Consider the following 13387-nt stretch of genomic DNA (forward strand, 5'->3'; position numbering starts at 1 on the left):
TTTTTATTTACTGAAAGAAGAACTGCACATACATAGTAAAATGGGATAGAGAATTCTGATAGATCGAAACATTTAATCAGATAGGAGCGATAAAAATCCACATAGAAATTCAACGGTTAATACTAAGCTTAAACGCAAGATAAAGTAATTCTTGATACAGTCATTAAAGAAAATACTTGTTGGAGTCACATCAGCCATCAAGTATTAAGGTAAAATAAAGCAACAATTTATTTGAAAAACTGCCTTGAGAAAATAAATAGAGGCTCCATCTTTCACTTATTATTTATGAACAAAAAAGAAAGTACCCTTTTAATAAGAGTACTCTCTTCCTTTTGTTACTTCTTGATGAAGTAACTATATTACATGCTGTTTTTTAGAGCTAATGAAATCGAAACCTTTAAATCTTTTAATTGTTGTTCTTTTTGAAGGAAATGCTGCTCGGCTTCTTTTAAGGTTACTCGTGAAAATTGAATAGCTTCCCCTGGTTTGACCTGAGCAATTAATGGTAAATCTGCAGTAATCACTTGAGCTATCTTAGGATACCCTCCCGTTGTTTGGCTATCCGCAAGAAGAATGATAGGGTTTCCATCAGGAGGAACTTGAACAGACCCGTTAGTTACTGCTTCAGACAATAGCTCACTTTTATCCTGTAACTCTAACAAAGGACCTGATATTCTATAGCCCATACGATCAGATTGGTTTGAAACTTTAAACAAATTCTCTGCAAAACTAACTTTACTAGAGTCCGTAAAATAATCGTACTGGCTTCCATCTATGAAACGAATAACTGGCATGCGACTTGGCATAAACTCCTTTTCATTGACAAACCACTTTGGAGCGATAAACGCTTCTTTAAACTCCCGGTTATCTAGAATCGTAGAAGTTTCATTAAAATCCACAACATCATCTACTTTTAATGCTCTTCCCTTATAGCCCCCAATTTCCCCTCTTAGATATGTACTTTTACTATTCATAACTGTAGAAATAGCGTATCCTCCCGCTACAGACAAATAAGTCCTACAACCTGATTTACATCCCACGAATCGAAGAATAGAGCCTTTTTTTACATAAACAGGCTTCCACATTGGAACAGCTTGACTGTCAATAGTAGGTGATAAATTTCCACCTGTTATCGCGATCAAGCAATTTTTTTCTATTTTAAGAGTCGGACCCATTAACGTAATTTCCATGGCCGCTTCACCTTCTTTATTGCCAACTAACATATTGGCAATTCTTAGGGAATATGCATCCATTGCGCCGCTTACAATCACTCCATGTTGCTGAAACCCTTTTCTTCCAAGATCCTGAATACTAGTTAATAATCCCGGTTTGATTACACGCAGGCTCACTGTAACCCCTCCTTAAGAATAATTTCATTATACTCTTGATTAGAAATTGGATGGAATTTCACAATGTCTCCTGCTTGTAATAGGCTTGGAGGATTTACATCTGGTAAGAATAGTTTGGTTGGCGTTTGTCCAATTAATTGCCACCCTCCAGGCGTAGATATTGGATATACACCCGTTTGCATACCTGCAATTCCAACTGCTCCTGTTGGTATGGTCATTCTAGGAGAAGATCGTCTAGGTGTTGCAATTTTTTCTGATAGTCCACCGAGAAACGGAAAACCTGGAGCAAATCCAATCATATAGGCTAAGTACTCACCATTTGAATGAATATGGATGACTTCATCAGTAGTTAAATTATTATAACGAGCTACATATTCCAAATCCGGGCCATATTCCCCCCCATAACATACAGGAATTGAAACAGTTCGATGTGTCAGCTTTTTATCTTCTTTTAACCACTGTAGTTTCCTTTCCATGATAGAACGAACCACTTCATATGGAGAAATAAATTCATCATTATTGCTTTGTTTTTGTTTCTTATAGATAACTAGAGGATCATAAAAAACTGTCAAATTTGTAAAAGCCGGCACACATTCTATAAATCCAACAAAAGGTTCATCTTCAAGCAAATCCATAAACATTTTAATTTTTTTGTGAATGTCGTATTTAATTTCATTCCCAAATGTAATCACGATTGCGGAATCGCCTAAGGGAGACAGTATGCATGTAGTTTTATTCAAAAGCTTTTCCGGCATAGAACTCAACTCTTTCTGTTAGTAATATTATAAAACGCCTAATTTTTCATCACGAATGTCCGTTATAAACATATGTCCTGGTGCATGCGTAATCATAATCGCCGGTTTTGTTTCCATTGCGATAGATTGAGGCGTTACTCCACAAGCCCAGAAGACCGGCATTTCTCCTTCACGAATCGTTACTGCATCACCAAAATCAGGTTGCTGTATGTTAGAAACACCAATCGCCTCCGGATCTCCAATATGGATTGGGCCACCATGAACAGCAGGAAAACGCGATGTAACTTGAGCCGCTCGCACCACATCTTTCTGAGGAATCGGACGCATGCTCGCTACCATTTTCCCGTGAAATATCCCTGCTTCAACACATGAAATATTCGTTTTATACATCGGTACATTACAGTTCTCTTCAATATGACGAATGGAAATATCGTTGTTTAAAAGGGCATGTTCAAATGTAAAGCTGCAACCGATTAAAAACCCAACCATATCATCTTCCCAATAATCTGAAATATCCGTTACTTCTTCCATTAATTTACCATATTTATATATCCGGTATTTTGGAATATCTGTACGTATATCACCAGACTGTGCAGCAAATTTAGGAATAGGAGAACCAATTTCTGTTACGTCTAGAAGTGGACAAGACTTAGGATTACGCTGACAAAACAATAAAAAATCAAAAGCATGCTCTTTTTTTAAGATGGCCAAGTTTGCTTGTGCATATCCGTTTGCCATTCCAGCAGTTGGCTTAATCAATTCATTGTTGCGGATCATTGCGCGCAATTCAGCCGGGGTAGCTTGAGAAAGATCGATCATTAATATTCATCTCCTATTAAGAACTGGGAGTCAGTGACAAACTAGCACGCCACTTCCACCCCGTTTTATTGATGTATCATTAAAAAAGAGCGGGCAGTTGTTTCATTAATGTATATACGCCCATTAACGCCATGATGATTACCACAAATACACCGGATATCGTCAACCATAAAGGATGTTTATAATCACCCACAATATTCTTCTTATATGCCGCAATTAAAAGTGTACCAAGTGCAATTGGTAAAATCAGACCATTAATTGCCCCTACTACAAGCAGTACTTTAACCGGTTGACCAATTAATAGAAAGCAAATGGTCGATACGACTATAAAGCCAATGATAATCCAGTTAGCCTTTTTATTTATTTTTTCGCTGAATGTTCTGATAAACGAAACAGAAGTATATGCAGCACCAACTACTGATGTGATTGCTGCAGCCCACATAACAATACCAAACATTTTATAGCCTACATTTCCAGCAGCAAGTTGAAAAACGGATGCCGCAGGGTTTTCTGAATCAATTTGCAAGCCTTTAGATACAACACCTAGAACTGCTAAAAATAATGCAACTCGCATAACTGTGGTTATTAAAATACCCATTACTGAACTCTTTGTTACTTGTGGCAGTGCTCCGACACCTTTCACTCCTGCATCCAATAGACGATGACCGCCAGCAAATGTAATATAGCCACCCACAGATCCCCCAACTAATGTAACGATTGCGATAATATCAATCTTATCAGGTGCAAATGTCTTCACTACTGCTTCTCCAACTGGAGGAGAAGTTGTCCATGCAACATATATCATCAAACAGATCATAAAAAAGCCTGCAATTTGTGTAAAGCGGTCCATCGCTTTTCCTGCTTCTTTTACTACAAATATTAATACTGCAATAACTGCACTAATTGCTGCTCCAGTTGTTGGGGAAATTCCAATCATCGCATTTAGACCAAGTCCAGCTCCTGCGATGTTCCCTATATTAAATGCTAGCCCCCCCATAACTATGAGTGCCGCTAGAACATAACCTAGTCCTGGAAGAACCATGTTTGCAATCTCTTGTCCTCGTTTTTCAGATACAGCAATAATGCGCCATACATTTGTTTGTGCAAAAATATCAAGAATAACTGAAATAAGGATAACAAACCCAAAACTTGCTGCAAGACTTTGGGTATAAACAGTTGTCTGCATTAAAAAACCTGGTCCTATGGCTGATGTTGCCATAAGAAATGCTGCACCTAGCAATAAGGTCCTGTTAGTTTTTGGCTTAGAATGATTTTTTTTCGGGTCAGTTGAATTCTTGATTTGCTCCAATGGAATCTGCCTCCTAGATGTTTGTGATTTTATTTAGAAATAGACTTAACTGTAATTTCAGATATTTCTAAGGATTTTTTTACATGACGAGCAAAGGTTAAAGCATGTGCTCCGTCCCCATGAATACAAATTGTATCTGCCTTTAAAGCTACATCAGTTCCTTGCTGTGACAAAACCTTTCCTTCTTTAACCATTCGAATTACTTGTGCAACAGCATCTTCATCATTTTCTATCATTGCATGCGCTTTCATACGAGAAGTCAATGAACCATCTTGTTGATATGTCCGATCCGCAAACACTTCACAAGCCGTTTGTAATCCAATGGTCTGTCCAGCACGTATTAATTCACTGCCCGACAAGCCAAATAAAATGAGCTCAGGATTAATTTTGTATACAGCTTCAGCTATGGCAAGAGACAACTCTTTATTCTTTGCCGCCATATTGTACAAAGCACCATGTGGTTTAACATGTTGCATATTACCGCCTTCAGATTGCAAAAAGCCATTTAATGCACCAATTTGATAGACAACAATATCATAAGCTTCCTGTGGTGAAATATTCATATTGCGTCTGCCAAAACCTATTAAATCCTGGAAACCTGGGTGGGCTCCTATTTTTACTTCTTTCTCTAAAGCAAGCTGAACCGTTTTTCTCATAACGGTCGGATCGCCAGCATGAAATCCACAAGCAACATTGACAGATGTTACATAATCCAAAATCTCTGCATCATTTCCAATTCGATATGTGCCAAAGCTCTCTCCTAAATCACAATTCAAATCAACTGTATTCATTGTACATTCCTCCTATTTACAGAAATTTCGAACAATAAAACCTATAAATATGTAGATAAAAAAATAAGTATTTCACTTTCATTAAATTTCATAAAATTCCGAAATTCGGAATTAGTGTTTCATATTTCGGAATATTCTTATTCTAGCATGTTTTTTTTATTTCGACAATATAATTGTTAGCTAACCTAACATATGTTTTTGTATTTTTTCATTTATCTTGAATATCATTGATGTTTTCTTCTACTATTATCTTTGATTAAACAGAAGATTATGTACATAGATGTAATATCAATAAACCGGCAAAAACATATACTAAACCTTTTTTTGCTGATAAAAAAAGTCGTTGATTCCTATGATAAGGAATCAACGACTTTGATTTTCATTCTATATGCAGGTTCAAGTTAAACTTGTGATTTTGTATTTTCATCTCGATGGCGAAATATTTTTTTCAAGTCTTTAATTAAATCGATTAATAGAAAACAATGAAATATCCTCCTTGCTCGTACCGGAGATAATCAAGTCACTCAAAATTTCCCCCATTACACTGCTGAATTTAAAACCATGTCCAGAGAAACCTGCTGCTATGGCAATGTGTGGATAATAAGGATGTTTATCCACTATAAAATGCTCATCAGGGGTCATGGTGTAGATGCAAGTTTTCCCATATTTCAATTTTTGATCAGCAGGCATATATTTCCGCAAAAACTTCACCAAATCTCCCTCATCTTCATTCAATTCACCAAAACCTTCAATAAAGCCATCAGGATTTATACGGGTTCCCCCATCATGTCTCCCTACTTTCATTCCAGAACCATTTATACTAGGAAAGCCATAGTATGTACCAACTGAAGTATCAAAAGAAAAAGCCGGAAACTCATTATGATTATATAATCTTTCATTTGCATGAAACCATGCAAATGTTTTTCTGATTGGTTCCAGCGGCAAATTCAAATCTAACATCGCCAAGATTTTCGGTGCCCACGCCCCAACTGCAACCACTAAAGATTCTGAGTGGAATGTCTGTTCATCCGTTTTAATCGTGACCCCATCCCCATGAACAACTATCTTCTTAACTTCACTGTTTACCCTGATGTCGGCACCATGATATTTCGCAAGTTGTTGATACGCTCTTAAGCACTCTTCACTTTTCAATACGCCCGAAGTCGATTCATAGCATCCAATGTAGTCTTCCGGCAGTGTTATTCCAGGCCATCTATCATGAATTTCATGGTAATCCAAGATTTTCATAGGTAACCCATATTCGTTTGAACCCGCTATCACTTGCTTAATGAAAGTGGAATTTTCGCTACCAGCATTCAGGACCCCCGTTGGAAGAAATAATTGTTTCCCCGAATTTCTTTCCAACTCACCCCATAGCTCTTGGGATTTAAGTGCCAAAGAAATATACTCCCTGCCTTCACCATAAGCATGTCTAATAATTCTTGTCTCCCCGTGATGGCTGCCCTTATTATGAGGAGGAGCAAAGGAATCCAATACTAATACTTTTTGTCCATTTTTTGATAGATAATAACCTGAAGACATTCCCATAGATCCAGCTCCAATTACAATTACATCATAATGCATCTTTCATCCCTCCTCCTTTAAATATGATCCTTCATTTTAAAAAAGGGAAGCCATTTTACCTTATTTAATAAAGTAAAACAGCTTCCACATAGTTTTAGAACTCTATTTCCCCGATTGCCGTTTCAACGAACTTCACTATTTCCCCTTCATGAATTTGCCTATATATCGCTTCAATGTCAGGATGGAAAAAGCGGTCTTCTTCAACCATCGGGACTTCGCTCCGAACTAAATGATATACCCCTTCCGTGACCGATGACGGTTTCAAGGCCAGATGAAAATCCATTGCTTGGGTTGCCGTCATCAGTTCGATAGCTAAAATATATTCAAGTTTCTTCGAAATCCGATAGGCTTTCTTCGCAGCGAAATAGGCAAAACTTATCACGTCTTCTTGATTTGCGCAGGTAGGGATATTATCTATTGTGGCTGGATGCGAGAGCACCCTGATTTCATTCAATAGCCCGGCGGCTGTATATTGCGGAATCATGTAGCCACTATTTAAACCTGGATTAACCACTAAGAAATTAGGTAATTCACTAAGGTGATGGTTTACAAGCCGATCTATTCTGCGTTCTGTTATTTTTGCTAGGTTTGCTAACGCGATGGAAATCGCATCCGTATAAATCCCAACAAATGAACCATCAAAATTCCCCGCCATCAGGGCAATTCCATCTTCCTCTTCCGGAAAAATCAGAGGATTGTCACTTACAGAGTTCATTTCATTCTCGATCGAAACAGCAGCGTCCTTCAAAACTTTTTTTATGGCTCCATGGACTTGTGGAATGCATCGTAGGCTAAGTGCATCTTGTAATCTATGTTCCTTGTAAGTTTCAATGATTTGGCTGCCTTCAAGAATCCTTGTAACATTCCTGGCTGTCTTAGCCTGTTCCTCATGTTTTTTCAATGCGTGGGGACGGGGATCAAATGCTTTTATTGTACCTTTTAGCACTTCTAAAGACATTGCTCCCGTAATGTCGGCGGTTTTCGCGGCTTGCATGCTATTGTATAAAGCCAGGACAGCAATCGCAGTAACGGAAGTAGTCCCGCTTGTAAGTGCCAATCCTTCTTTAGCACCCAATGTAACAGGTGCTAATCCAGCTTTCTCTAAAGCTTCCATGCCAGGTATGAGCTCACCTTTATACCATGCCTTCCCCTCACCAATCACCACTAAGGCCATGTGGGCTTCAGGAGAAAGATACCCCACTGACCCATCACCTGGAACATAGGGAAGTATATCGTGATTTAACATTGAAGCGATAAGGTTTAAAACTTGTAAACGGACCCCTGAATAACCTTGGCCTAAATTCACGAGGATCATCAATTGAATGGCTCTTACGACTTCTTTTTCAAGAGTTTCCCCAACAGATACGGCATGTGAACGAACAATATTCCGTTGAAGGGTTTCGGCGTCAAGTGGAGAAATCACCTCCGTCATATTACTGCCAAAACCTGTCGTTACACCGTAAATCAATCTATTATCATCTAAAAACTTGTCTATTAAGCTTCGTGATTTATCCACCCTTTCACGATAGGCCTCAGTGAAAGTAACTTTTGCACCATATCTTGCAACCGCAATTACCTCTTGGATTGAGATGGCATCATCTCCTAGTACAACCTCTTTAATATCCATAGGATGTAAACAATCGGTAGTTGTCATCTTATACATCACCTCTCATATGACTCATCAAGAAGGAGAAAAAAGTTTTGTCCTTCTCATCATTTATTTGCTGGAAGCTAATCTTATGTTATTTTTTCATTTTCTGTAAAGGGAATTGCGGTTCCCTTCGGAGAACTCTCCGCTTCAAGCAAAGGGTCACTTGCTTCATGTAATGAGAGATTCTTCGTTTCAGGTGCCCAGGCGATCGATACGATCAAGCCGACCAGTAGGATGGCTGCCATTCCTGCCATTGAGGCACTTAATCCAAAAGAACTTAAAGAAACAGGCAGCAGAAATGTTCCAATTGCAGAACCAATCCGACTAATTGCCGTAACCATACCTATTCCCGAACCACGGATCTCAGTTGGAAAAAGCTCTGCCGGGTAAACTAATGTAAGGTTCGATGCCGCTGACATGAAAAAAGTAAAGATCAAGAAGGCTAACAACATTAAGAATTGAGAACCATTGTGCAAGAAGCTGAGTGAAAACAATGATACGGAAAGGATCGTGAAAGCCCCGATGGTAAATCCTCTGCGAGAAAATTTTGCAAGCAGCCAAAGACCAACAATTGCCCCAACAAGCAAGAATAGATTTAACATTGTATCCGCAAAAAAGTTCTGTTCAAAACCCATTGTACTAAGTATGGAAGGCAGGAAAGTGTAAATTGCAAAGTACGGAATAACAAGAGTCAATTTGAATATTCCACCAAAAGCCAAACGCTTACGAAGCCTTTTACTGAAAAGTCCACGAAACCCCAGAGTCTTTTGATTTTCTATGCCAGTCGTCGTTTCTCCCATTTCAACGTTCGATCCAAGGTGTTTTTTTACAATCTGGCGAGCTTCTTCGACACGCCCCATGCTTACAAGCCATCTTGGTGATTCAGGCGTTCCTATTCTTAAGATTAAAACCACAATAGCCGGAATGGCAGCGCTGACAAGCATCCAACGCCATGAATCTGAACCAACCTGTCCCAGGTAATGACCAACAAAGTTTGATGCTACATATCCTAGCGTCCATACTACGTTTATAGACGCTAGGAGCGAGGAGCGATACTTTTTTGGTGAAAACTCGGCAAGCAAAGTCGTACCGACAGCGTAATCTCCTCCAAGTCCGAATCCAATCAGCAACCGTAAAATAAAAAGCTGTTCTGGGCTGCTAACAAAAAATTGTAAAATAGTAGCTACCGTGATAAGTAAAAAGTTTACGAGAAAGATTTTCTGTCTGCCAACACGGTCAGAAAGTCTTCCAAGTATTAAAGATCCCGCAAACAGACCGATTAAAGCAGAGCTGCCAATCAGCCCTGTCCACATTGAATTCATATTCATTTGAGGCCCGAATACTGTCAGGGCCATCGCAATGATCCCTAAAGAATAGCCATCACAAAAGCTGGAACCGAATGTAAGTCCTGCAATTCGAAAATGAAACCTATTAAATGGGGCATCGTCAATAGTGAATTTTTGTTCGTTCAAAGAATCCCCTCCATTTTTTGGTTTATAGATATATAGATCAAAAAAACACTCTTCCTGTAAAACTCCAGTAGTGACCCTGTCTTTGAATGGATTGATTAATCTTAATACTATAAAAAAATTCAGCGAAAAATATTATGAAATAATACTCTTTTTATAAACTATATCAAATCATTCTGCCTTTTAATTTCTATTTAATATATGAAAATATAGTTTAAGATTCGATCAATTGTTTATCATTGAAATAAATGACTTCACTAAGTATTTTACAGCCTTCCATTACCTCGAATTTTTCCCTAGCTTCCTTTTCTTTGGTAAACTCAAACATTTTTATGCCATTTTTCGAATGGATAGTGATTATCCACATAAAATTCCCTCCACATGGAAGATTCATTTCCACGAATTCCTTAAAACACTTTCATTTAATTTCACTGTAAAGTGTTAAAGTGTTTAATGCTGAAATTGGGTAGGATGATAGATCATCATCCTACTATTCAGCACCTATACATTTGTTGAATACTTCTAAAAGCCCATTCCATCCCCTGAATTTTTCAGTGGATGGAATGGGAAGACATATATTGAGAATAGTGATTTTTAAAGGCCCGTCAGGCTTTTGGAATCAGTATTCACTTTATCATTCACTACTTGCACACCATTTTTCCATACAGACTTAACGTGATTGACACCAAATAGATATTGCAACTCCTGATAGTTTTCAACATTCCATAAAACGACATCCGCTTGTTTTCCGACTTCAAGGGATCCGACCCTTTCTTGTCTGTTGATTGCACAAGCAGCATTGTATGTCGCCGCCGTCAGAGCTTCTGCAGGGGTAAGCCGCATCGAAATGCATGCCAGATTCATGACAAGCGGCATGGATGTCGTCGGTGAAGATCCGGGATTGCAATCGGTTGAAATGGCAACAGCCACACCTTCATCAACCATTCGTCGTCCAGGGGCCGCTTCTTCTCGTAAATACAAGGCAGTGGCTGGAAGCAAGCAGGCAATGGTGCCTGACTTCGCCATGGCAGTTATCCCCTCATCGGAAGCTTTTAACAAATGCTCAGCTGAAATGGCTCCGATCTTCGCAGCTAATTCAGCTCCACCGTAAGGCTCAATTTCATCAGCATGAATTTTAGGGATCAAGCCGTACTTTTTACCCGCCTTTAAAATCCGCTCTGATTGTTCAGGGGTAAAAACCCCTTTTTCACAAAAGACATCATTGAATTCTGCAAGCTTTTCTTCAGAGACGATTGGAAGCATATCATTAATCAGATGATCGACAAATTCATCCTCGCGGCCTTTATAATCCTTTGGAACCGCATGGGCTCCCATAAAAGTAGGAACTAGATCAATCGGATGCTCTTCCTGTAGCTTCTTCATCACCCGCAACTGCTTTAATTCGGTTTCCAAATTCATTCCATAGCCGCTTTTACCTTCTACTGTAGTCACGCCATGAGCGAGAAACGAATCAAGTCGTCGCATGGTTTGCTCCATCAATTCTTCTTCACTTGCTTCCCTTGTCATTCGGGTGGTAGCATGAATGCCCCCACCTGCGTTCATAATGTCCATATATGTTGCGCCTTCAAGACGCATTTCAAATTCACGTTCCCGACTCCCGCCATATACAACATGCGTATGTGGATCAACTAACCCAGGTGTCACCAAATGTCCAGTTGCATCAAAGACTTCAGCTTCATGCATTCTATCTGCATAGAGTTCTACCAATTCTTTGGTCGTACCAATCGCTTGGATCAAACCAGATTCCATCCATATACTTCCATCTTCAATCAACCCAAGCTCTGACATTGCCTCTTTGGAACGAGGACCTTTCTTATCAGAGGTAAGCGTTGCAAGTTGAGCGGCATGTTTTATCCAAATTGGTTTTGTCATTGTTTATCAATTCCTTTATCAAGCATCGGGATATTAATACCTCTTTCACGGGCTGTTTCCTCTGCCAGTTCATACCCTGCGTCAACATGACGCACTACACCCATCCCAGGGTCCGTTGTCAAAACTCTCTCAATCCTGGCCGCTGCTTCTTTTGTTCCGTCTGCCACAATTACAACGCCTGCATGCATGGAGTAACCCATTCCTACGCCACCGCCATGATGTACGGAAACCCAGGTTGCACCGCCCACTGCATTCACCATTGCATTTAAGATCGGCCAGTCGGCCACTACATCGGAACCATCCTTCATGGCTTCCGTTTCACGATTCGGCGAAGCGACAGAGCCAGAATCCAAATGGTCACGGCCAATAACGATCGGGGCCTTCAATTCACCGCTTGCAACCATATCATTGAGAATTTTACCAAAACGGGCGCGCTCCCCATAACCAAGCCAGCAGATGCGGGAAGGCAGACCTTGGAACTGAATTTTTTCCTGAGCCATTCTAATCCAGTTACATAAATGTTCATTATCAGCGAATTCACGTAAAATGGCTTGATCTGTTTTATAAATATCTTCTGGATCACCAGATAAAGCCACCCAGCGGAAAGGACCTTTACCTTCACAGAATTGTGGACGGATATAAGCTGGAACGAAGCCCGGGAAGTCAAAAGCATTCTCTACCCCTTCATCTTTCGCAACTTGACGGATATTGTTGCCATAATCAAACGTCACAGCTCCTTTTTCCATCATTTCAAGCATCGCTCTTACATGTTTGGCCATTGAAGCTTTAGAGAGTTTAATATACTCTTCTGGATTTGCATTCCGTAATTCTGCAGCCTCCACCATTGACAAGCCTGAAGGAGTATATCCATTTAGCGGATCATGGGCCGAAGTCTGATCCGTCAAGACATCAGGAATGAAGTTCCTTGCAATCATTTCCGGAAGAATATCTGAAGCATTCCCAATCAAACCAATCGATAATGCTTTACCTGCAAGTTTAGCTTCATTGGCTAAACGAATGGCTTCATCCAATGAATCCGTTTTCACATCGGTATAACGAGTCTCGATCCTCCTGTCAATTCTTGTCTCATCTACATCGATCCCGATACAGACACCACCGTTCATCGTAACTGCTAGCGGCTGTGCCCCTCCCATTCCGCCTAAACCTGCCGTTAAAGTTATGGTGCCTTTTAACGAGTTATTGAAATGTTGTTTTGCAAGCTCGGCAAAGGTCTCGTATGTACCTTGTACGATCCCTTGAGATCCGATATATATCCAGCTGCCTGCTGTCATTTGCCCATACATCATCAATCCCTTTTTATCAAGTTCATGGAATGTTTCCCAGTTCGCGTATGCAGGGACGATATTTGAATTTGCAAGCAGGACACGTGGTGCATCAGAATGCGTTTTAAAAATTGCCACCGGTTTCCCTGATTGGACAAGTAAAGTTTCATCTTCTTCAAGCTCTTTTAGTGATTTGACGATTGCATCAAAGCATTCCCAGTTACGAGCTGCTTTCCCAATCCCTCCGTATACCACCAAATCTTCTGGACGTTCAGCAACTTCAGGATCCAAATTATTCATCAGCATTCTAAGCACTGCTTCTTGTTGCCATCCTTTAGTATGCAATTCTGTTCCTGTATAACGGATAACCTTGTTTGTAATCGTGTTCATTTTTCATTTCCCCCTTGTTTTTGTTATATATTCATTCTATAAGAAAAATTCAGAATAATTTATTATAGTTTGATGATTATTTTATATTTTATTT

At 39.6% G+C, this 13387-nt stretch carries 11 protein-coding genes; all 11 read right to left on the bottom strand.

Annotation, left to right across the window (positions count from 1 at the left end; genetic code table 11):
* Window positions 1-359: 359 nt before the first annotated feature.
* On the bottom strand, window positions 360-1349 hold the full coding sequence (locus LQ188_RS07450) for a biotin-dependent carboxyltransferase family protein (protein WP_101221828.1): 990 nt from the start codon (window positions 1347-1349) through the stop codon (window positions 360-362).
* Window positions 1346-2104 (bottom strand): 5-oxoprolinase subunit PxpB, encoded by a 759-nt coding sequence (gene pxpB, locus LQ188_RS07455; RefSeq protein ID WP_063233465.1) that lies wholly within the window; start codon window positions 2102-2104, stop codon window positions 1346-1348. Before pxpB ends, LQ188_RS07450 begins: the two co-directional genes overlap by 4 nt.
* 27 nt (window positions 2105-2131) lie before the next feature.
* Window positions 2132-2923, bottom strand: coding sequence for a putative hydro-lyase (locus tag LQ188_RS07460; protein WP_230176444.1), 792 nt, complete (start codon window positions 2921-2923; stop codon window positions 2132-2134).
* A gap of 79 nt (window positions 2924-3002) precedes the next feature.
* Window positions 3003-4142: an NRAMP family divalent metal transporter gene (locus tag LQ188_RS07465; RefSeq protein WP_094246674.1), complete on the bottom strand. Its 1140-nt coding sequence runs from the start codon at window positions 4140-4142 to the stop codon at window positions 3003-3005.
* A 119-nt stretch (window positions 4143-4261) separates the two neighbouring features.
* A complete protein-coding gene (locus LQ188_RS07470; RefSeq protein ID WP_101221826.1) occupies window positions 4262-5023 on the bottom strand; it encodes a 5-oxoprolinase subunit PxpA in 762 nt (253 codons plus the stop codon).
* Between the two features lie 456 nt (window positions 5024-5479).
* On the bottom strand, window positions 5480-6607 hold the full coding sequence (gene solA / locus LQ188_RS07475) for an N-methyl-L-tryptophan oxidase (RefSeq protein WP_230176445.1): 1128 nt from the start codon (window positions 6605-6607) through the stop codon (window positions 5480-5482).
* A gap of 94 nt (window positions 6608-6701) precedes the next feature.
* Window positions 6702-8261, bottom strand: a complete 1560-nt coding sequence (gene hutH / locus LQ188_RS07480; RefSeq protein ID WP_230176446.1) for a histidine ammonia-lyase — start codon at window positions 8259-8261, stop codon at window positions 6702-6704.
* 83 nt (window positions 8262-8344) lie between these two features.
* Window positions 8345-9730 (bottom strand): MFS transporter, encoded by a 1386-nt coding sequence (locus LQ188_RS07485; RefSeq protein ID WP_101221824.1) that lies wholly within the window; start codon window positions 9728-9730, stop codon window positions 8345-8347.
* Between the two features lie 211 nt (window positions 9731-9941).
* Entirely contained in the window at window positions 9942-10094 is a 153-nt protein-coding gene (locus tag LQ188_RS07490) for a hypothetical protein (RefSeq protein ID WP_202190547.1), read from the bottom strand.
* Window positions 10095-10321: 227 nt separating this feature from the next.
* Entirely contained in the window at window positions 10322-11620 is a 1299-nt protein-coding gene (gene hutI, locus LQ188_RS07495; RefSeq protein WP_230176447.1) for an imidazolonepropionase, read from the bottom strand.
* Window positions 11617-13293, bottom strand: coding sequence for a urocanate hydratase (hutU, locus tag LQ188_RS07500; protein WP_101221822.1), 1677 nt, complete (start codon window positions 13291-13293; stop codon window positions 11617-11619). The genes hutI and hutU overlap by 4 nt, the downstream gene beginning before the upstream one ends.
* Window positions 13294-13387: the final 94 nt, after the last annotated feature.

The organism is Peribacillus sp. Bi134 (assembly GCF_918698065.1).
GTDB lineage: Bacteria > Bacillota > Bacilli > Bacillales > DSM-1321 > Peribacillus.